Source organism: Acidithiobacillus sp. 'AMD consortium' (assembly GCF_008926505.1).
Classification (GTDB): Bacteria; Pseudomonadota; Gammaproteobacteria; order Acidithiobacillales; family Acidithiobacillaceae; genus Acidithiobacillus; species Acidithiobacillus ferridurans.
This window is the reverse complement of the sequence record NZ_CP044411.1, coordinates 1-21,640: the sequence shown is the minus strand read 5'-3', so window position 1 is coordinate 21,640 and position 21,640 is coordinate 1. Positions and strand designations below refer to the sequence as shown.

The window sequence follows — 21,640 nt, the reverse complement described above, 5'->3', positions numbered from 1 at the left end:
ATTGCAATCCGGCAAAAATCGTATCTTGAACTAATACTATGCCCTGCGGAAGTCCGGCGGAGATCATTCATGCAGAAGAACATCTGGCGCAACACCCTATTTTGTCTCGGCCTCGGCGCCATGGCCCCGGTAATGGCGCAGGCTGCGCCGTCCGGCACACTGTTGCGCAGTGCGCACAGCTATACCGTCAAACGCGGAGATACCCTCTGGGGCATTGCCGCACATTTTCTCAAGAACCCTTGGGAATGGCCGCGGCTATGGCACCGGAATACCTATATCAAAAACCCCAACCTGATTTATCCGGGCGACCGCATCGTGATCACCCGCGGGCCGGGCGGCCAGCCGGAACTCCGTGTGATCGCACTGCATCCCCGAATGACCACAGAGCCCCTGCCCACGGTCGCACGCGGCGAGGTCATGCCTTTTCTCGGCAGCCCCGGTGTCATCGCCAGCAAGAAGGCTTATGACCAACTGCCCTATCTTGCCGCCAGCGCCAGTGATCATATCGTCTACGCGGTCGGCGACAAGCTCTATGCCTCCGGCCTGGCACATGCGCCCGTTGGCGCCCATTACCAGATTGTCGCCCTCGGGCCGGAGCTCTATCGTCCCGGCCGCAAAAACGCCGTCGGTTATGCGCTCCGCGATCTGGGCAGCGCCGTCGTGCGTCGCAATGGCGCCCACGCCGCTATGGAAATCACCAACGCCCTGAAGGAAATTTCTCTGGGCGACCGCCTGATACCCACCACGAAGAGCGTTGTACCCCACTACTTCCCCAGCGCCCCCTCCCACCCGGTGAAGGCGCAGATCATCGCCAAGATGAGTGACTATCCCGAACTCATGGTGGGTCAGGTGGTTATCGTGGATCAGGGCCGGGAAGACGGTCTGCGCGACGGCAATGTATTGCAGATTGAAAGGGCCGCGGAAACGACGAAAAATGCCGTGACCGGCAAAGCCTTCGCCCTGCCACCCCAGAAGGTGGGCAGTGTGATGCTGTTCCGGGTCTTCCCCACCGTCTCCTACGCGGTGATTACCACGGCGACGCGTGGCATCCGGGTAGGTGACCATCTGGCCAGTCCGAGTCCCGTAACGGCCAGCGACAGCTCCGCAGGGAACGGATGACCGACCGGGCCTGGCTCGCCCTCGGTCGGATCCCCGGCCTCGGCCCGATCCGCCAACGTGCCCTTCTGGAGCGCTTTGGTGCGGTAGATCGCTGTTTTCAAACCGGTGCCAGCGCCCTGCAGGGCCTTGGTTTGCAGGCGGCGCAAATCGACGCTCTGCAAAAGGCACCCGAGGACGTTCTCACGCCCGCGGACCGGCGCTGGCTGGAAAGTCCCGATACCGACCTCTGTCGCTGGACGGACAGCGACTACCCGCCTTTGCTACGCCATATCTCCGACCCGCCCCTGCTGCTCTATTTACGCGGACAGCGCGCCTGCCTGAACCAGGCCATGCTGGCGATCGTCGGCAGCCGCAGCCCCACCGCGAGCGGCGTCGCGACCGCCGAAGCCTTCGCTAGAAATCTGGGCAAGGCGGGCCTGATCATCAGCAGCGGTCTGGCCCTCGGCATCGATGCCGCCGCCCATCGCGGCGCCCTGGACAGCGGCACCGTCGCCGTGCTCGGTACCGGCGCCGATCTCATCTACCCGCGCAACCACCTGCCGCTTGCCCGCCAGATTGCCGGGCAGGGCCTCATCCTCAGCGAACAGCCCCCCGATACCGGCCCGCGCAGTGGCCTCTTCCCCCGCCGCAACCGCATCATCAGCGGCCTCAGCCTGGGTGTGCTGGTGGTCGAAGCCGCTGAGGGCAGCGGCTCACTGATTACCGCCCGGCTGGCGATGGAGCAGGGCCGCGAAGTTTTTGCCATCCCCGGCTCCATCCACTCGCCGCTGTCGCGCGGCCCGCACCGCCTTATCCGCGACGGCGCCAAACTGGTCGAGAGTGCCGAGGACGTGCTCAGCGAACTCGGTCCCCTGTACGCCGTGTTGCGGGACGGTCAGGCGATCGCACCCGCCGCAGACTGGCGGCCCGAAGATCCGGCCCAGGCCAGAGTCTGGGCTGCCATGGAGTTTGACCCCCTCGCCCCGGAACAAATCGCCAACCGCTGCGGATTGACGCTGACCGAGCTTTCGGCCATCCTCTTGGACATGGAATTACAAGGTTACCTCGCGGCCTGTCCCGGCGGCCGTTTCTGTCGCCTCCCACCTGCTTCCTAGGGCCAAGGTATGGAAGACGTCATAGACATCATCAGTTATTTGCTCGACCATCTCGACGACGACATGGTTGAAGACCATTTGCGCGCCGTAGGTTTTGCCGATGGCGATATTCAGCGTGCCCTCGACTGGATGGAAGGCTTTGCGGTAGAGGAACAAGAGGCGACCAGCGCCCGCTCACTGCGCGCCTACCATCCCTACGAACTGCAAAATCTTTCGGTGGCCGCCCGCGGGCAGTTACACGACTGGGAGCGGCTTGGCGTCATCAACGGCGCCATGCGTGAACGCATCATCGATCGCCTGCTCGCCCTGGAACTGGACGACACCGATCTCGAAACCCTCGACTGGGTGACCTTCATGGTGATGGCCAACGACCCCGGTCCCGAGGCCTTCTGGGTCGATGCCCTGCTGGGCGACAACGGCGCACGGATTCTCCACTAACCTATGGCACACCAGCTCGTTATCGTAGAATCACCGGCAAAAGCCAAGACCATCCAGAAATATCTGGGGGATGATTTTCAGGTGCTTGCGTCCTACGGCCACGTCCGTGATCTGCAGCCCAAAGAGGGCGCCGTGGACACGGAGCGTGATTTCGCCATGCGCTATACTGCCATCGAGCGCAACGAGCGCCATGTGGATGCCATCGCCAAGGCCCTACGCGGTGCCGATAAACTTTGGCTCGCCACCGATCCGGATCGCGAAGGCGAGGCCATCTCCTGGCACCTGGTGGAGCTCTTGCGCGAACGCCACCTGCTCGGTGACAAGCCGACGCAACGCGTGGTCTTTCATGAAATTACCAAAAAAGCCGTGCAGGAGGCCATTGCCCATCCCCGCGAAATCGCCATGGATCTGGTCAACGCCCAGCAGGCGCGCCGCGCCCTCGATTATCTGGTGGGCTTCAACCTGTCACCGCTGCTCTGGCGCAAGGTGCGTCCGGGGCTCTCCGCGGGACGGGTACAAAGCGCCGCCCTGCGCCTGATTTGTGAGCGCGAAAACGAAATCGAGGCCTTCGTCAGCCGCGAATACTGGACCATCGCCAGCCGCCTGCAACACGCGGGCAGCACGTTTACCGCCCGCCTGACCCATTGGCAGAATAAAAAGCTCGAACAGTTCGACATCGCCGACGGTGACCAGGCCCAGGCCATTCGTAGCGGTATGGAAGACGACCTCGGTCACCGGGCACTGCGCGTCCGGGAAGTGGAGCGCAAAAGCCGGCAACGCCAGCCGGCCGCGCCCTTCACCACCTCTACCCTGCAGCAGGAAGCGTCGCGCAAGCTCGGCTTCAACGCCAGTCGGACCATGCGCGTTGCGCAACAGCTTTATGAGGGCATCAATATCGGCAACGAGACCGTGGGCCTCATCAGCTATATGCGTACCGATGCCGTCAATCTTGCCGAAGAGGCCATTGCCTCGATCCGTACTTTTATCGATGGCTACTACGGCAGCGAATTCGTCCCCGAGACGCCGCGCCGCTACAAGACCAAAACCAAGAACGCCCAGGAAGCGCACGAAGCCATCCGTCCTACGGATATCGCGCGCACCCCGGAATCCCTCCAGGGGGTGCTGGAACGCGATCTCTGGCGCCTGTACGAGTTGGTCTGGAAGCGCAGCATCGCCTGCCAGATGGCGCCTGCCCGCCTCGACCTCGTCGCCGTGGATATGGATGCCGGGACACACTGGACCCTGCGCGCCAACGGCTCCACGGTGACCTTCCCCGGCTTCATGGCCGTCTATCAGGAAGGTAAGGACGACGGCGACGAGGATGAGAGCAACCGCATCCTGCCGCCCCTCGATGTCGGCGATGAACCCCAGGTGCTCGGCGTCGATCCCGAACAGCACTTTACCGAGCCTCCCCCCCGTTACAGCGACGCCACCCTGGTCAAAACCCTGGAAGCCCACGGCATCGGCCGGCCATCCACCTACGCCAGCATCATTCAGACTCTGCAGAACCGCGAATACGTCGCCGTCGAGCAGCGCCGATTCCATCCCACCGACCTCGGCCGGGTAGTCGGCCGGTTCCTGACCAACCACTTTGAACGATATGTGGACTACGGCTTCACCGCCAGCATGGAAGATGAGCTTGACGCCGTCTCCCGCGGCGAAAAGCAATGGCAACCCGTCCTCAGCGCGTTCTGGAGCCCCTTCCGCGCGCTGCTCGACGAAAAAGCCAACGTCAGCCGCGCCGAAGCGACCAGCGAGGCGCTGGAGGAAGCCTGCCCGCAATGTGGCAAGCCCTTATTCCTGCGCCTCGGGCGCCATGGGCGTTTCGTGGCCTGTTCCGGTTATCCCGAATGCAACTATACCCGTCCGGTAGACGGGCCGCGCGAACCAGCCGAACCCGTAGGCCGCGATTGCCCCGATTGTGGCAAGCCGTTGGTGTACAAAACCGGGCGTTATGGCCGTTTCATCTCCTGCAGCGGCTATCCGGAGTGTAAACATATCGAACCACTGACCCAGCCCAAGTCATCGGGCGTAACCTGTCCCCAGTGCGGTGAGGGCGAACTGGTCGAAAAACGCAGCCGCTACGGCAAGGTTTTTTATTCCTGCAATACCTACCCCAAATGCACTTACGCCGTCTGGGGACCACCGGTGGCGCGGCCTTGTCCGCGTTGCGGCTGGCCCATCATGATCGAGAAAAGCGGCAAGCGGCTCGGTGAACAACTCGCCTGCCCACAGAGCGAATGCGCTTTCCACTTCCCGGTGAACGCCAGCGACGCGGAAATCGCCGCCATGCTGCCCGACTACACCCCGCCTCCGCCCCGCGAAAAGCGCGCGCCCCCGGCCAAGAAGGCCGCGCCCGCCCGCAAAACGACAGCGAAAACAGCCAAAAAACCGGCGAAAGCCAAAACGACGACCGCTGCGGCAAAAAAGCCCACCGCTTCCAAACGCAAGGCCCCGTCAGCCGGCGAAGGCAAGACGCCCCCATCCCGTAAACGCGCCGCGAAAAGTGTTAGCGATTCATGACCTACGTCGTTACCGAAAACTGTATCCAGTGTAAATATACCGATTGCGCGGAGGTCTGCCCGGTGGAGTGCTTCCACGAAGGGCCGAATTTCCTCGTCATTGATCCCGTGGAGTGTATAGACTGTGCTGCCTGCGTGCCCGAGTGCCCGGCCGATGCGATCTTCGCAGACGACGAGGTACCGGCCGATCAGCGGGACTTTACCGCCATCAACGCGGAGCTTGCCCGAGACTGGCCCGTCATCCTCCGTAAAAAAGCCGCTTTGCCGGATGCAGAAACCTGGAATGGCAAGGGCGACAAGCGCCCTTTGCTGCGACGCTCATGAAGCGATGCGCGGCGATGTTTCACGTGAAACATGGCTAACCCCCGCTCCCCCGGCACGGAATCCAGCGTACCCTTACGCGTGGCCGGGGGCGTTTTCACCCTCTCCATCCTCCATCTGGAAAGCAATGATCCACAGCAGCTCGCCCAACGCATCGCCGAAGAGTATCGGCGCCACCCAGCGGCCGCCGACTTCCATCGCCATGCGCCGGTGGTCCTGGATCTGAGTGCCATCCCCGAAGAAGCGCCTTTGGCTTTGCCTGAAATCCTGGAGGTATTGCGCGCCGCCAACTGGTTCCCAGTCGGTTTGCGTAATGCCGCGCCCGGCCACCAGGCACTGGCGCGAACACTGCACCTTCCTGTTTTACGGGGCCAGGAGCGTAACGCCGCCCCGCAGCCGGAGACGCTCCCGCCAGCGCAGCCCGTCCCCGCAAGTCCGGGTGGTCTGATTATTGATCACCCGATACGCAGTGGCCAACGCAGCTATGCCCGGGGTGGCGATCTCGTCTGTCTTGCCGCCGTCAACGCCGGCGCCGAAATCATGGCCGACGGCAACATCCATGTATACGGCCCGTTACGTGGCCGCGCCCTTGCCGGGGTCAACGGGCAGGAGGCGGCGCGAATTTTTTGCATGAGCCTGGAGGCGGAACTGGTTTCCGTCGCAGGTCTCTACCGGACGCTGGAACCTGGTTATCCCCTCTGGGGCAAAGCGGCACAGATTTACAGCCGCGACGAGCAATTGCATATTACGGCTTTATACATATAAATCCTGGAGAAAAGCACCGTGGCCAAAATCATTGTCATCACTTCCGGAAAGGGTGGGGTCGGCAAAACCACCACCAGTGCCGCCTTTGCCAGCGGCCTCGCCCTACGCGGCTATCGTACCGTCGTCATCGACTTCGACGTGGGTCTGCGCAACCTCGATCTGATCATGGGCTGCGAGCGACGGGTCGTGTACGACCTCATCAATGTCATCCAGGGTGAGGCCAAATTGCAGCAGGCGCTCATCAAGGATAAGCGCTGTGAAAACCTCTACGTGCTGCCCACTTCCCAAACCCGCGACAAAGACGCCCTGACCACCGAAGGCGTAACGGCGGTCATGGATGAACTGCGCAAAGAATTCGATTATATCGTTTGCGATTCACCGGCGGGGATCGAGTCGGGTGCGCTCATGGCGCTCTACCATGCCGATGAAGCCATTGTGGTCACCAATCCGGAAGTCTCCTCCGTCCGCGATTCCGATCGTATTCTCGGCATTCTTGCGGCCCGCTCGCGGCGGGCGGAACTGGGGGAGGAACCGGTGAAAGAGCATCTCCTCCTCACCCGTTACTCCCCCAAGCGCGTCGAGGATGGGGAAATGCTTTCCCTGGGCGACGTGAAGGAGCTGCTACGCACCCCCCTGCTGGGCGTGATCCCCGAATCCGAAGTGATCCTCCAGGCCTCCAATCAAGGCATACCCGCCATTCACATGGAAAACAGCGACGTGGCTGAGGCCTATAAGGACGTCGTCGCCCGCTTCCTTGGCGAAGAGCGCCCTCTGCGCTTTATTCAGCCGGTCAAGGTGGGTTTCTTCAAACGACTCTTTGGAGGCTGACATGTCCTTTCTCGATTACTTCCTCGGCTCCCGCAAGAAAACTGCCCATGTCGCGAAAGATCGCCTGAAACTGATCCTCGCCCACGAGCGGGATGCCGACGGCCCCGACTTTCTGCCGGCATTGCAGGAAGAACTCCTGGCGGTGATCGCCAAATATATCCCGGTGGACAAGGAAAATATCAAGGTGAGCATGGAGCGGCGGGGGGATTTTGAAGTGCTGGAATTGAACGTTCTTTTCCCGGATCAGCACTGAGCACTGCGCAACTCAAAACCTATAAGCAACAAGAGGTCGGTGGCCCGAAACCGACGTGGTAACTCCGTAAGTTCATGCCATGACTTGCTGACGATCGGCATTGCAGGAAGAACTCCTGGCGGTAATCGCCAAATATATCCCGATGGACAAGGAAAATATCGAAGTGAGCATGGAGCGGCAGGGATAACTGCCGAATTCAGGATCCCCAGTCAGTATGTGATCGTTACCGTAATGGTATCGGTGTAACTGCCAGGGCTTGGATTTTGCAGGGCGGGAATCTGGCCGTAGACGGTAGCACTGCCAGAGCAATGTAGTAAGCCCAGAAGGCTAATTAAACAACTGCCGGGGACCGTGGATGTGCCACCGGTACCATCTCCCCACACCGTGGTATGCCCGGAATTGGTATAGAGTTGGTAGGATAGATAGGAGCTCCCGGAGGCCATCCGTCGGTTGGAAAAGCTGCCACCACTGTTGACGCCCGCATTGAGCGCGATCGTCCAGCTGAACAACAGCCCAACGAGAGCGCTGCAACTGACCGTCACTGTACCGGTGGAATTCGAGGCGGCGGACGGCACATAGGTTCCAAACGCAACGCCGGTCGCGGTAACGCTGCAGGACGCATCGGCCGCCGTCGGCGCAAGAATCAGCAGTGCGGCCAAAGCGAGCTTCCGTTTCATGGTCCGTCCTTCCGGCAGGTTAGGGGGCCGATTGATGGAATCGTGCCGGCTATGGGATGATAGGTGAAGGTAACGACGCAGCGTTGCCCGTCCGGTCGCTCGACAAGCAGCAGATTATGGGGGCTCAGGTTCACTACGTAGGTCTCACCATCGTAGCCGACCGGGACACTGACACCGGTTTTCTGAAGTGTAGCGACGCTACCGACCGGAAGATTCTTGCCCGATGGATCCACTAGACGTAACAGCGCGCCGTAGCTCGCCCGTATGGGGAACTTCACGACAACACCGGACCGGTCCGGTGGGCGCACGTCGCGGGTCGCATAGGGTAGGGTGGCATTAATCGGCACATCATTGGGATCGATGGCGATATGATTGACCTGGTAAGAGCGCAGGTCCGGAACCAGCAGTTGTCCAGCCGAGTCGGTTCGCCCAACCAACCGATTCTCGTCCAGGACGCGAATATTTCCGAAACCATCGGTATCAACGATGGCAAAGCTGTTGTTGATGGTATTGGACGCGAACAATCCGCCATCCATAAAAGAAAGCGCACCCCGCACCTCGCCCTGCACCATGGTTTGCCGGTCGATCCGGCTGGCGCCAGCCGAAACAAGTCCCCAGGGCGACCTGTATTGCAACTGGCCGAATTCCTGGCTGGTCCGGCCAGTGGTGGCGTAGGCCTGATAGCCCCAGTCCCCGATCGAAACCGGGGACTGCATTAGTTGCACCTGAGCGGAACCGTTTCCCGAAGAGGATGCCAGACTGCCCCCGATCGAGCTACGGCTGCCGAGCGGAATGGTCACGCCCACCTGCACACCGCTGTCGCCACTGTTGGCGAAATCATGGTAGCCCGTGGCGTAGAATGACACTGGGCCAATCTGCAGCGAATAGCTGGCAGAAAGGATATGTGCGTGTTCTGCAGGCAGGAAATAATATACGCTTACGGGCGCCCCGCCTTCCGTCACCACGGTACCGGGTGGAGCGTAGACCGGGATTGGCATCGAAGCGGCATTGCGGTCGATACCGGCATAGCTGATACCAAAGGAGCCAAAACGGCCGAGGGACAAACCGACGTTGGCACTGATCTGGCGCGTTGGAACCGGGTCTCCATTCATTGCGGCTATGTCGCGGAAGTCGGGATCAGCAAAGATCGCCGCGGCGCCAGCGCTGAAAACACGGCCGATGCGCTGGACCCCGACAGAGAACTGCGCACCGGTGTGCCCTTGAGATGTACTGCCGGCGGCGGAAAGATTCAGTACACCGCGATTGTCGATATTCACCACGATACCCCCGCCTGCCATGGCCACTCCCCGCGTACCTTCGGCATGGGCTTCCACCGTCAGCGCGTCCGTTAGGCCACGGCGAAAGGTGATGGATCCTGCCAATGGGCCATAGTCGTTGCTGAGGAAACCCCAGTTGAGCCGCACGAACCCGATCCCGGCCGAGAAGGTCTGCAGTCCAGGCGCGAGTAGATTCGCACTGGCGTAGAACGGCAGAGTCGTAGTGACCTGTTGCCCGAGCGCATTGGTCACCGTTGTCACCACCGTTCCGGCACCGGTAATTACCGGGATCTGCGGGATCTCGAAAGGCCCGGGCCGCACCTGACTCGATAGCATCTGCATGCCATTGACCAGCACGTTGACCGTCGAGGGAACGGCGACGGTTCCGCTGACGCCCGGCAACGGGAAGGTAATTAGATCAGGTCGCATGGAGAAGTCTGAGCTGATTTGTATGCCGCCCAAACGGACCGGACGGGTCCAGCTCAAACCGCCGGTAATGAAGTCCCCGACGCGATAGCGGCGCAGTGTTTCGGGATCCGAATAGGTATAGGTGCTGTTCAGGCGTATTACGGAGTTTGTTCCCAGGCCCTGAGGGCCGCCGCCGACATAGGCCAACAAACCCGAACTTGCGACACCCCATGGCGAGAAGGCCCGGAAGTTGAATTGCCCGGCACCCAGTTTCTGGCCTGTGACCGAAGTGCCTGTGACATCGTAGTCGAGGGTCGCCCCAAGGCCGCTTTGCACCGGAAGCTCGCTGGCAGGGCTTGTTTCGGTGTGCAGGAGTTGAGGCAAGAGACGTTTGGTGCCCACGGTGACGTAAAGCGTCTGCGTGGCCTGATCAATATGCCATTCAAAGTCGGGAAGTTCAGACAAGGCGATGCGGCCGTCCGGCCTGACCGGAATGGACTTGGGAACCTTGAAGCCAAGATCATGCAACGCTTGTGGCCGGGCGCGCAACGTGCCTTTGTTCAACTGGAACTCGCCAATCTTGCCGGTATGGTAGCCGTTGACCACTACTGCAAGCAGTAGTGTCTCACCACCGCCAGCTATTGCCCTCTGTGCCGCACCCATCAAGATCAGCGCGACGACGATCGCGGCGGCAAACCGTATCGCGAAGGAGCGCGATTGATCACGGACTGCCAACAACCCGGACCGACTGGTCGATATGCCCGGTATTGGTGCGTGCCGTTAGTTGCAGGACTGCGCCGGGGGCCAGTGGAGAGGACGGTGTAACGATATGCCAGCGCATTGTGGCCCCCGCCAGGATATAGGGGTTGATATTGGACTCCACTTTCAGCGTTCCCCCGCCAGGGGCCTGGAGTTTGATGTCGCGGAGAGTCTCGTGGCGTGTACCGTCATTAATACCGACCAGAAAAGTCTGTGCGTTGCGTCTTTCCACCTGCCATAGCACATGGGGCGCCACCCGAGTCTGGGGCTCGGCAAAGATCGGGATCGACATACGTAGTGCGATCCGGACCATCCCCGGCGCCGCCGGCGGCGGGATTTCATCCAGCAAGATTCGGTAACTGGCCTCCCTTCCCTGTGGGGGTCCGCGCAACACCATGCGAATAATCTGGCGACCACCTGGCGCAAGAGTGCCAAGGGGTGGACTTGCCAGCAATTCGGCGGTGGGCGTCAATTTATTGCGGCCATGCAACTGTGTCCATGCGAAGGCACGAACCTGAAAGGCAATCTCGCGGTGCCCATGGTTGATGACCGTCAACGTCGTCGCCTTCTGCCCGGGCGCCATCTGAATAGTGACCGGCAGCACGGTCATGGATACTGCGTTGGCTACGCCGACGGCAAACGAGATCAAAAATACACTCGCGACGCCGACAATAAGTCGCCGGATATTTGCAGCGCCGCTCAATATCACACACCTCCCTTCAGTAGGTGATCGTTGCGGTGATCGTATCGGTATAGGCTCCTGGTGCAGGATACTGCCCAGCCGGAATTTGGCCATAAACGGTCAGTGCCTGGGCGCTGCCATTCCCCGTTCCGGTTTCCGTATCTGTGCCCACGGTGTTGCCCCAGTTAGTGGTGTACGAGGCATTCTGAAAGAGTCCGTATGACAGGGTTGCCGAGCTAGGGCCGGTCATTGCCCGTGTGCTCACGGTTGCGGCAGTGGCCGTCCCTGCGTTAAGACCAACGTTGTAGGGTGTAGTATTGGTGCAGGTGACGGTAACAGTGGAGTTGGCGCTCGTTAACGCACCGCTATAGGTGCCAAAAGCCAGGTTGGTGGCGGAAATCGTGCAAGTGGCTGCAACGGTCGCGGTAACCGTAAACGTGGCAGTGGCTGTAGAGGCCTCGGTCTGACCAGATAACAGACCAAGCGTCAGCGTTGACAGCGCGCTGAGGCCGACGAATAACTTTTTGTGCTGTTCCCGAAGCAATTTCACGATACACCTCCCATTTATTGTGCTACCTAAATGTAAGTATAACACAAATTTCACAGCATAAGTGGATTTAGATCGGATAAATAATATAACTTTTTCATATTCCCCCACTCATGACATGATCCAGCCATTGGCTGGAAATCCTTTCCAGCAGGCGATTCTGACTCTGGCGGGCGGTGAGGTTGTCCAGATCCACCCAGGCCAGGGGCTGATCCTGCTGGGCGCAGGAAAATACCGCCTTGGTGCGCTGTCCCGTTTCCGGATCGATCTGCCATTGCAGACACTGGGCGCAGACGCCTTTGAGCATGCACTGCATGGGACTGCCCACCGTCGCCGTAGCCTCCAGATCGGCCCGGAAATAGGGCTGTAGCTCCCCCTGGAGGGCCTGCTGAAAGGCCTTGAGCAGGCCGGTGGAGCCCATGACCATCAGGCGATCCACACTGTTCAGGGCGATCTCCGTCGCATGGGCCTTTTGCCCCGGCAACTCCCCGGCCCCATAGGCCCGCAACAAGGCCACCATGTCGCTGGCCTCGACACTGAGGTCCTGCTGGCGATGGGCTTCGATCAACGGGCCGCTGCCCGTACACCAGATAATTTGATCTGCGGCTTCTTCCAGCTCCGCCTGGTTATCCAGTTCGCTAGCTTTGCCCAATGCCGCCACATAGAGCACGCGGTTGCCCGCCGCCCGCAAGGCCGGGCCGATATCCAGCATCACCGCCGCACCCCAGCGTCCGGCGACCACTAGAATCGTTTTACCCGTGGGGATGTCGGTGGGTGCGCCGGTCGGTCCCATGAGAATCAGGGGGTCACCCGGCTGCAAACGTCCCACCAAACGCGGTCCGGTGCCCCACTGCAGGATCATGAGGCGCACCGCGTCGCCTTCCACTCCCGCGCCGCTGACCGTCAGCACTGGAATCTGCAAACGGGTGCCGTCCACGATCGGGCTGTGACTCTCATAGGTCTGCAAACGGAAAAACTGGCCCGGCCGGAAATTGCGGGCCGCCAGCGGGGCCTCCACCCACATCTCGGTGACGGCGGGGTTGCTGCGATCCATGCGCAATACCCGCATGCTCAGCAGATGCTGCAACCGTTGCTGAAAGCCTTGCACATCCGGATCGACGGCGGTATCCAGCGCCCCCAGGCTCTGCATGACCTGCGGATACGTCGCCTTGGCCGAGGCGATGGCCTTGACCACGCTGCCGTGGAAGACCGGGTGGGTGTCCCCGATAAAGCTGATCCGATGTCCTTGCGCATCACCGTAGGAAGTAAAGGGACCGGCCTCGGGGGCCTTGCAGTGCTCGGCCACCTGCACCGCTTGCAACGGCCCGTTATCGTGGGCCACATGGGTCAGGAAGTGGTCCCCATCCAGTTGGAAAGTCCCCGGATATTCCCTTTCATAGATGGTGTTGGGGACGGTGCCGGCGGCAATGAAGACGGCTCGCGCGGGAAGCCGCATCTCCTGATCGCTGGCCAGCCAGCGCCCTTCCACCTCCCGCATCCGGCGGAAGACCATGTGCGCGATATGTCCATAGCTATCTAATTCTGCCCGGAGAGGATCGAGACCCTCACCATAATAGATCCCTTCTTCCATGGCCTTGATGAGTTCTTCATGGTTGCGGGTATAGGCGGGTGCCTGCTGCATCCCCTTCCGGTATGCCAGGGTGACGCCGCCCCAGGATTGGATCAGCGGCACGAAATTGGGCGATTCGTTCTCTGCTGCGGCGCGCTCGCGCTCGGCACGCACGGCGCGCCCGTGGGTCAGGAACTCGTCGAGAATCCCGGCATCCTCGGCGGAGAGTCCGGCGCGAAGTTTTTCTTCTCCGGAATGCGTCACCATCGCCTCGTAGCGCGTCAGCACCTTCTCTACCTGCCGCACATAATAGGCCTGTACCTCGGTGGCGGTATCCACCGCCGTGAGGCCACCGCCAATCACCACCGCCGGCAAGCGCACCTGCAGATTGGCGAGACTGGACCGCTTGCCCGCTCCGGTGAGCTGCAGGGCCATGAGGAAGTCACTGGCCTGCCGCATACCGCGCGCCAGACTCTCGCCCATGGGCACCACCCGCGGCAGACCCGCGCCGGTAGCGATGCAGACATGATCAAAACCCAGTTCCCAGGCGTTTTCGAGGGTGATGGTACCGCCCAGCCGCACGCCGCCGAAAATCTGGAAATTCGAGCGCCGTGCCAGGGTCAGGTAGATCAGCTTGAGAAAATTCTTGTCCCAACGCACGGTAATGCCATATTCGGCCACACCGCCAAACCCGAGCAGAATGCGTTCGTCGAGGTCCTCCTGGAGACGGCTCCAGTCGCGGATGGGCTGCTCCAGCCACTGCCGGGGCAGGGGTTCGACTTTCAGACCATCGATACCGACTACCGCACAGCCTTCCTGCAGGAGATGATGGGCCATGGTGAAGCCTGCCGGGCCCATGCCCGCCACCAGTACCTTGCGCCCGTTGTAGGGCTGCGCCAGATATTGCACGGCACGCAACGGGTTCCAGCGGGTCAGCAGATCGTAGAGCTCCACTCCCCAGGGGAGATTCAGCACATCCGTGAGGATCCGCGTTTCAATCTGCGGGATGTTCACCGGATCCTGCTTCTGGTAGACGCAGGCCTTCATACAGTCGTTGCAGATGCGGTGTCCCGTGGCGGGAACCATGGGATTGTCCACCATCGCCATGGCCAGGGCGGCGATATGGAATCCGTCCCGCTTCAGCACCTGCATCTCGGAGATTTTTTCTTCCAGGGGACAGCCCGTCAGGGTGACGCCCAAGGGGTCCACCTTGAGACCCAGTTCCGGCACGCCCTTTTTCTCCGGAAAGCCCTTGGAACAAAAATCCCCTTCGTGATCATGGCAGTACAAACAATAATGAACTTCATTTTGGACGCTGCGGGCGTCCATGCGCAGGTCGGTCAGATGAAAGCTGTCGCGGCGCCGCAGGGTGCCGTCCGGCGCCACGAAGGGCGTACCGGGGAGATCCTCCCGGCGTTTCAAGGGTACCAGTGCCTCGTGGTCCACTCGTTGGGGCAGACGGAAACTGGACCAGCCCCGCACCGCCAGGGCGGCCTGCGGATCACTCAGGATGCGGGCACACCACCGGGTCAGACGGTCGATGGCCGCGGCATGAGCCGCTTCATCCCCGAGCCATGCTTCACCCAGGCGGGCAATGGCCCATTCGCGATCTTCCAGCGGCCAGCCGCGCTGCTGGATTTCGCTGTCCAGCCACTGATCCAGATCGGCAAAGGATTCCGGGAATTCACCCCGGTAACGGCGCGCGCGGCGCAACACGAAATGCTTTTTGAACTCCATGACGACATCATGGCTGCGGGTCCGGGCCTGCAACACCGCCACTTCCGGCTCCAGGTGGAAGAGTTGCGCGACAAATAGTTCCAGGTGCGGCGCAAGCCGCAGCAGAAACTCGCTCTGGGCTTTATCCGCAGGCTGCGCTCCGGCGGCACGATATACCCGCAGGCCTTCCACCAGGGTCTGGTCTTTTTCCGCCAGGACACGAAGAAATTTCCCATCCAGCCGCGCGAGCCCTTCAGAAGTAAAAAGTTCTTTATATTCAAAGTTTAGCAAATTAAGCACTATAATCTCCCGAGTCATACCAGCGACTGCGCTGCGACAGTATTCATGAAACGGTCATATTCTGCTGGCAATATGGGATTCTGTCATCTTTTCAGGATGGCCGCATGGAAATATCATCCGCTGACCGTGTCCCTGCGCATTGATCAGGAGACCGCCCCGGGATCAGATATCGAGTCGGGATACAAAACGCGCATTCTCCTCGATAAAGCGCCGGCGCGGCTCCACCGCGTCGCCCATGAGCATGGAAAAGACTTCGTCGGCGGCGATAGCGTCCTCCACATCCACCCGCACCAGACGGCGGTTTTCGGCATTCATGGTGGTTTCCCAGAGCTGTTCCGGATTCATTTCACCGAGCCCCTTGTAGCGCTGAATCTCGACGCCACGGCGGGCATCCGCCAGAAGCCAGTCCATGGCGGTGCGGAAACGGCTGACGGCAAGCCCTCGTTCGCCCCTTTCCATACGCGCACCCACGCCGATTTTGCCCTCGATCTGCCGCGCATAGTCCGCCAGATGCCGATATTCGCCACCGGCAAAAAAATCCTGATCAAAGAAACGCAGTTCCAGGCTGCCGTGATGTTCGCGGCGTACCACCAGGCGCAGGGCCTCCGCTTCACCCACCCGCTCCACCGTGTAATGTTCGGCGGGCAGGGCGTTCACTTCCAACGCCGCGCGGAGCTGCCGCGCGAAATCGTCCCAGGTGGCGCTATCCGCCGACTCCGCAGCGATGGGTGGCAACGTGGCCAAGGCCCAGAGCAGCGTACCGGGATAGCGCCGTTCCAGGCGCTGCACCAGTGCCTCGATATTCTGGTATTGACGCATCATGCCGGCCAGTTGCTCGCCCGTTACCGGCTCGGCATCCGCCGCGGGACGGAATTGCGCGCCCTGCATGGCAATTTCACGCAGATAGGCGGCCAGTTCGGCGTCGTCCTTGAGGTAGCGTTCCTCCTTGCCCTTCTTGACCTTGTAAAGGGGCGGCTGAGCGATGTAAATGTGGCCGCGCGCCACCAGTTCGGGCATCTGCCGGTAGAAAAAGGTCAGCAACAGGGTACGGATATGGCTGCCGTCCACGTCCGCGTCCGTCATGATGATGACCCGGTGATAACGCAGCTTGGCCACATCAAAATCCTCGACACCGATACCGGTACCCAGCGCGGTAATCAGGGTGCCAATTTCGTCGGACGAAAGCATCCGGTCGAAACGCGCCCGTTCCACGTTGAGGATTTTGCCCTTCAGGGGAAGGATGGCCTGATGCCGGCGATCCCGGCCCTGTTTGGCGGAGCCGCCTGCGGAATCACCCTCCACCAGATAGATTTCGCACTGGGCCGGGTCTTTCTCCTGACAGTCGGCCAGCTTGCCGGGAAGGTTGGCGATGTCCAGCGCGCCCTTGCGGCGGGTCAGTTCCCGTGCCCGCCGGGCGGCTTCCCGCGCTCGCGCGGCTTCGACGATCTTGGCGGCGATGGCCTGCGCCTCTTTGGGGTGCTCATCCAGAAACATGGTCAGCGCCTCGGACATGGAGGACTCGACTATCGGCTTGACCTCGCTGGAGACCAGTTTTTCCTTGGTCTGTGAAGAAAATTTAGGGTCCGGTACCTTGACGGAAAGCACTGCTGTCAGTCCTTCACGTGCATCTTCGCCACTCACCGCAACCTTGGCCTTGGCGAGGATGCCTTCCCGTTCCATATACTGGTTCAAGGTACGGGTCAGGGCACCGCGAAAGCCCGCCAAATGGGTGCCGCCATCGGCCTGGGGGATATTGTTGGTGAAACAGAGCACCGCCTCGTTATAGCCTTCGTTCCATTGCAGGGCCGCTTCGACGACAATGCCGTCGCGCTCGCCGGTGAGCGTGATCACACTGGGATGAATGGCGGTTTTGCTGCGGTTGAGATGCTCTACGAAGGCGCGGATACCGCCTTCATAATGAAAGATTTCTTCCCGGCTGGCGCGCTCATCCAGCAGGGTGATATGTACGCCGGAATTGAGAAAGGCCAATTCGCGCAAGCGCTTTGCGATGATCTCGAAGTGAAAATGGGTATCGGCAAAAACCTGGGGCGAGGGTTTGAAGCGGATGGTACTGCCGTGTTTGCGTGATGCATCGCCGCGGGCGATGGGTGCCTGGGGTTCGCCGTCGTGATACTCCTGGGTCCAGACATAGCCGTCGCGGAAGATACGCAATTGCAGCGTTTCCGAAAGGGCGTTGACCACCGAGACACCAACCCCGTGCAGGCCGCCGGAAACCTTGTAGGCGTTGTCATCGAACTTACCGCCTGCATGCAGCACGGTCATGATGACTTCGGCTGCGGACTTACCCTCCCCGGCGTGCATGTCCACCGGTATACCACGACCGTTATCGCTGACGCTGACAGATTCATCCTCATGGATGGTCACGATGATGGTGTCGCAATACCCGCCGAGCGCCTCGTCGATAGCGTTATCCACTACTTCGAAGACCATGTGGTGCAATCCGCTGCCGTCATCGGTATCGCCGATATACATGCCGGGGCGTTTGCGTACCGCTTCCAGACCTTTCAACACCTGGATACTGGAAGAATCGTATGTTTCCATCATGATGCCGTTTCCTTCTCAAGCTGGCCTGCTGCCAGACAAAAATGACTGCCGCCTACCGTCGCCGGAATCTGCCGGGCGGTGGTGACGGCAGCAAAGATCTGCACACCCAGCAGATCGAGTTCGTTGACCCACCAATCCCGTGCCGAAGCGTCCAACTCCGCCGCGAAATCGTCGATCAGTATGGTCGGCAGAGGCAACCCGGCCCGCTTCAGGATTTTCACCTGCGCCAGACGATAGGCCAGACCCAACACCCGCAACTGGCCCCGCGAAAGAATATCCGGTGCCGGTTTGCCGCGTATCCGAAATGCCAGATTGGCGCGATGCGGGCCGCTGTGGGTATAACCCGCCTCGCGATCCTGTTCGTGATCCCGCAGCAAGCAGTCGCCCAGCGCCATGCCTTCCTTCCAACCGCTGTGCAAATGCAGACTGAGCCCGGTCAATGATCCGGACCAGCGTTCCCAGAGAGTCACGACTTCGGGCTGCACCGCGGCGAGATGGGCCTGCCGCCGCTGCTGGATGTCTTCGCCGGCGACGATGACAGCGTCGTCCCAAGGTTGCCGACCATGATTATGATCGCTTTTCAGCCAGGCATTGCGTTGCAGCAACGCCCGCCGGTATTGGCGAAATACCGTGCCATAATACCGGTCTGCGTAATAAATGCCCCAGTCCAGCACGCGCCGGCGGTCCTCCGCTGTCCCCGAGACAAAGTGGCTGTTGTCATCGTGCAGGCTTTGCAGAGGCAAAATATCCAGCAGCTGCCAGGCAGAGCCGAGCGGCTCCCCATCATAGCGTATTTCTCGTTCGTCGCCACGTCGGCGCAGGGCGAGGAAATGATCGGGGAGGTGCGCGCTGACCAGATAGGCGTCGTCTCCCTCCCGCTGGACATGGCGGAACCCGTGTCGCCAGGTCTGCCCCGTACCGAGCAGGTGGATGGCTTCCAACACCGAGCTCTTGCCCGCGCCGTTGGCGCCGATCAGCCAGTTCCACTGGTGGTCCGCTTTCAGGTCCAAGGTTTCTATGCAACGCACGGACTGGATATGCAGCGCCTCCAGGGACATCTCAAAGACGGACGGGCATGATGATATACAGGGGATTATTGCCGTCTACCGGGGTAAAAACGGCGCTGCTGTCGCTGTCCTTGACCCGCATCCGCAAACTTTCCTGGGGGAATATCTGGGTCGTATCCGTCAGATAGCGGCTGTTGAAAGCGATGTCCAGGGCGTCGCCCTGATACTCGACGGGAATCTGGATTTCGCCTTCCTCCTGCTCCTCATTGCGGCTGCGCAGGGTCATCTGGTCGTTTTCCAGATGTAGATGGGTGGTCGGATTACGGTCGCTGACCAGGACGTCGCTCTGCTGCAAGGCACTTTTGAAGGCCTGGCGGTCCAGTATGGCGAAGCGGGGGTGTCCCTGGGGGATGACCCGGCGGTAATCGGGATATTTGGCGTCGATGAGCTTGCAGGCGAACTGTTGTGTACCATCATTGAGCAGAAAGCTGGCATCCGACATTTCCAGGACGATGTCGCCGTCATCGAGAATCCGCAGCAGTTCGAGGACGGCTTTGCGCGGCAGAATGGCCTGGTAGCTTCCGCTTTCCAGGCTGCTGGCAAAAGGCAGGGTCATCATGGCCAGACGATGGCCATCGGTGGCTACGAGACGCAGTTCCTGACCTTCCACCTCGACGAGGACGCCGTTCAGAAAAAGCCTTGCGTCGTTCTGTGCCATGGTGTTGGCGACGACGGCGAGCGCTTCGCGAAAGGTTTTGGCATTGCCGTTGCCCTTACAGAGACTGCTGTGGGTACTGAGGTACGGAAATTGATCGGATGGCAATATGTGCAGGGTAAAGCGGCTCTTGGCGGCCTTCAAGAGCAGCTTTTCGCCGTCTTTATGAAATTCTATGGGGGTGTGTTCGGGTAATGCCCGGCAGATGTCATAGAGTTTGCGAGCGGGGACGGCGCAGGTGCCCGGCGCCTCTACCGGGTGATCCAGGTCGGCAGAAAGCTGGACTTCGAGATCGGTAGCGACGAAGCGGCAGTGTTGGCCTGCGGCTTCGATAAGGACATGGGCCAGGATCGGTTGTACCGGGCGTCGGTCGGCAATATTGGCCATGTTGGCCAGGATGGGGAGAAGATCTTCGCGATCTATGGTGATTTTCATCGGGGGGTGCTCCTACAATGCCAGGGCTGAGAAGGGATCGATGGCGTCTTTTTATAAAAATAATTTATATTTTTTCTTTTAACTACTAATACTATTAATGGGCACATGGCCTGTGGAAAGGTGTGGTAACGCATCGTCCGGTATGAAGTTTCCGGTTTTGGCTGGCGGTCGACAAGCTGTGGGTAAGTGGGTATATCCAGGGATAAAAAATTGTGCCATTTTTCATACAGGGATAGCACAGGTGTTATGCAGCGGCTTATCCACAGCTTATGCGGGTATCGGATCATGCGCCAAGAATCCGCAACAGGTTTCGGTAATCTTCGTCCATCTGAGCATCTTCCAGACGGAGTTTGTCGATCTGGCGGCAGGCATGGAGGACGGTGGTGTGGTCGCGTCCACCAAAGGCCTCGCCGATTTCCGGCAGACTGTGGTTGGTGAGTTCCTTGGTGAGGCACATGGCTACCTGCCGGGGACGGGCAATGTTGCGGCTGCGCCGCTTGGACTGCATATCGGAGCCGCGAATGTGAAAATACTCGGCTACGACTTTCTGGATGTTGTCGAGGCTGACCATGCGTTTCTGTACGTCGATCAGGTCGCGCAGGGCCTCGCGGGCGGTATCCAGGTTGTAAGGCTTGTGGGTGAAGTTGACATGGGCGACGACCCTGCGCAGCGCGCCTTCCAGTTCGCGGACATGGGAGCGGATTTTCTCGGCGATGAAGAAGGCCACTTCCTCCGGTAAATCGACACCGCTTTCTTCCGCCTTGCAAAGAACGATGGCCATGCGGGTTTCCAGATCGTGGGGCTGGATGGCGACCGTCAGTCCCCAGCCGAAGCGCGATTGCAGGCGCTCTTCCAGCCGGTCCACCTCTTTGGGATAGCGGTCGCAGGTGATGATGATCTGCCGGCCGCCGTCAAAGAGGGCGTTGAAGGTGTGGAAAAACTCTTCCTGGGTGCGATCCTTGCCCGCAAAAAACTGGATGTCGTCGATGAGCAGCGCGTCCAGCTTGCGGTAGCGCTGCTTGAAGTCGTTGATGGTGTTATGTTGCAGGGAGCGCACCATGTCCATGATGAAGCCTTCTGAACTCACGTAGAGCACCTTGGCGTCGGTATTGCGCTGGAGGATGGCGTTGCCCACCGCTTGCATGAGATGGGTTTTGCCCAGTCCGACGCCGCCATAGATATACAGGGGGTTGTAGGATTTTCCCGGATTTTCTACGACTTGTCGGGCAGCCGCTACAGCGAGTTGATTGGATTTGCCCTCGACGTAGGACTGAAAGGAAAATCCGGGGTTGAGCCGGTTGCCGTTGCGCGGCTCGGTGGTGGAAGGGGCGGACGGCGTCGCCGGTCCCGCCGGGACCGGCGACAGCCCCTGGTCGGGGCTGAGTTCCAGGCGCAGCAGCATCCCTGGCGCAAGCTCGGCAAGCACCGCTTCCAGCAGGTCCATCAGCCTTTCCCGCACCCACTCCATGACGAAGGTATTGGGTGCGAACAGGCGCAATTCGTTACCATGCAGCTCGCCACGAAGAGGGCGCAGCCAGGTGTTGAACTGCTGGGCGGTGGTCTGTTCTTGCAACTGCACGCACAGCGCTGCCCATAGGGCATCTCCATTGTGCAGCGCGGATGGCGCTGGATGACTGCTCAT

18 protein-coding genes are annotated in these 21,640 nt (G+C 60.4%); 9 read left to right on the top strand and 9 right to left on the bottom strand.

Features of this window, described 5'->3' with window-relative positions:
* Positions 1-69: 69 nt before the first annotated feature.
* The 9 genes from F6A13_RS00090 to F6A13_RS00050 all read left to right on the top strand — a co-directional run bounded on the left by F6A13_RS00090 (position 70) and on the right by F6A13_RS00050 (position 7,527).
* A complete protein-coding gene (locus F6A13_RS00090; protein ID WP_151527936.1) occupies positions 70-1,119 on the top strand; it encodes a LysM peptidoglycan-binding domain-containing protein in 1,050 nt (349 codons plus the stop codon).
* Positions 1,116-2,213 (top strand): DNA-processing protein DprA, encoded by a 1,098-nt coding sequence (gene dprA / locus F6A13_RS00085; protein WP_151527935.1) that lies wholly within the window; start codon positions 1,116-1,118, stop codon positions 2,211-2,213. Before F6A13_RS00090 ends, dprA begins: the two co-directional genes overlap by 4 nt.
* 9 nt (positions 2,214-2,222) lie before the next feature.
* On the top strand, positions 2,223-2,651 hold the full coding sequence (locus tag F6A13_RS00080; protein ID WP_151527934.1) for a DUF494 domain-containing protein: 429 nt from the start codon (positions 2,223-2,225) through the stop codon (positions 2,649-2,651).
* 3 nt (positions 2,652-2,654) lie between these two features.
* On the top strand, positions 2,655-5,174 hold the full coding sequence (gene topA / locus F6A13_RS00075; protein ID WP_151527933.1) for a type I DNA topoisomerase: 2,520 nt from the start codon (positions 2,655-2,657) through the stop codon (positions 5,172-5,174).
* Positions 5,171-5,497 (top strand): ferredoxin FdxA, encoded by a 327-nt coding sequence (gene fdxA, locus F6A13_RS00070; RefSeq protein ID WP_151527932.1) that lies wholly within the window; start codon positions 5,171-5,173, stop codon positions 5,495-5,497. The genes topA and fdxA overlap by 4 nt, the downstream gene beginning before the upstream one ends.
* Positions 5,498-5,527: 30 nt before the next feature.
* Positions 5,528-6,259, top strand: a complete 732-nt coding sequence (gene minC, locus F6A13_RS00065; RefSeq protein ID WP_151527931.1) for a septum site-determining protein MinC — start codon at positions 5,528-5,530, stop codon at positions 6,257-6,259.
* 18 nt (positions 6,260-6,277) lie between these two features.
* A complete protein-coding gene (gene minD / locus F6A13_RS00060; protein ID WP_126604709.1) occupies positions 6,278-7,087 on the top strand; it encodes a septum site-determining protein MinD in 810 nt (269 codons plus the stop codon).
* 1 nt (position 7,088) lies between these two features.
* Positions 7,089-7,340, top strand: a complete 252-nt coding sequence (gene minE / locus F6A13_RS00055) for a cell division topological specificity factor MinE (protein ID WP_113527360.1) — start codon at positions 7,089-7,091, stop codon at positions 7,338-7,340.
* 100 nt (positions 7,341-7,440) lie between these two features.
* The gene (locus tag F6A13_RS00050; protein WP_151528403.1) at positions 7,441-7,527 is read left to right on the top strand and encodes a cell division topological specificity factor MinE; all 87 of its coding nucleotides are present in this window, start codon (positions 7,441-7,443) and stop codon (positions 7,525-7,527) included.
* A gap of 22 nt (positions 7,528-7,549) precedes the next feature.
* Here F6A13_RS00050 and F6A13_RS00045 read toward each other — a convergent pair whose 3' ends face one another.
* The 9 genes from F6A13_RS00045 to dnaA all read right to left on the bottom strand — a co-directional run bounded on the left by F6A13_RS00045 (position 7,550) and on the right by dnaA (position 21,640).
* Positions 7,550-8,017 (bottom strand): spore coat U domain-containing protein, encoded by a 468-nt coding sequence (locus tag F6A13_RS00045; protein WP_151527930.1) that lies wholly within the window; start codon positions 8,015-8,017, stop codon positions 7,550-7,552.
* Positions 8,014-10,440 carry a fimbria/pilus outer membrane usher protein gene (locus tag F6A13_RS00040; RefSeq protein WP_225981876.1) on the bottom strand — a complete coding sequence of 809 codons (2,427 nt, stop codon included), beginning with the start codon at positions 10,438-10,440 and terminating at the stop codon, positions 8,014-8,016. The genes F6A13_RS00045 and F6A13_RS00040 overlap by 4 nt, the downstream gene beginning before the upstream one ends.
* The gene (locus F6A13_RS00035; protein ID WP_225981875.1) at positions 10,424-11,110 is read right to left on the bottom strand and encodes a molecular chaperone; all 687 of its coding nucleotides are present in this window, start codon (positions 11,108-11,110) and stop codon (positions 10,424-10,426) included. The genes F6A13_RS00040 and F6A13_RS00035 overlap by 17 nt, the downstream gene beginning before the upstream one ends.
* A gap of 70 nt (positions 11,111-11,180) precedes the next feature.
* Positions 11,181-11,693 (bottom strand): spore coat U domain-containing protein, encoded by a 513-nt coding sequence (locus F6A13_RS00030; RefSeq protein WP_151527929.1) that lies wholly within the window; start codon positions 11,691-11,693, stop codon positions 11,181-11,183.
* Between the two features lie 94 nt (positions 11,694-11,787).
* Positions 11,788-15,294: an FAD-dependent oxidoreductase gene (locus tag F6A13_RS00025; RefSeq protein WP_151527928.1), complete on the bottom strand. Its 3,507-nt coding sequence runs from the start codon at positions 15,292-15,294 to the stop codon at positions 11,788-11,790.
* 144 nt (positions 15,295-15,438) lie between these two features.
* Complete coding sequence (gyrB, locus tag F6A13_RS00020; RefSeq protein WP_151527927.1) at positions 15,439-17,841, bottom strand: DNA topoisomerase (ATP-hydrolyzing) subunit B; 2,403 nt, start codon at positions 17,839-17,841, stop codon at positions 15,439-15,441.
* Positions 17,838-18,899 carry a DNA replication/repair protein RecF gene (gene recF, locus F6A13_RS00015; RefSeq protein ID WP_126604723.1) on the bottom strand — a complete coding sequence of 354 codons (1,062 nt, stop codon included), beginning with the start codon at positions 18,897-18,899 and terminating at the stop codon, positions 17,838-17,840. The genes gyrB and recF overlap by 4 nt, the downstream gene beginning before the upstream one ends.
* Position 18,900: 1 nt before the next feature.
* Complete coding sequence (dnaN, locus tag F6A13_RS00010; protein WP_126604724.1) at positions 18,901-19,998, bottom strand: DNA polymerase III subunit beta; 1,098 nt, start codon at positions 19,996-19,998, stop codon at positions 18,901-18,903.
* A 283-nt stretch (positions 19,999-20,281) separates the two neighbouring features.
* The gene (gene dnaA / locus F6A13_RS00005) at positions 20,282-21,640 is read right to left on the bottom strand and encodes a chromosomal replication initiator protein DnaA (protein ID WP_126604725.1); all 1,359 of its coding nucleotides are present in this window, start codon (positions 21,638-21,640) and stop codon (positions 20,282-20,284) included.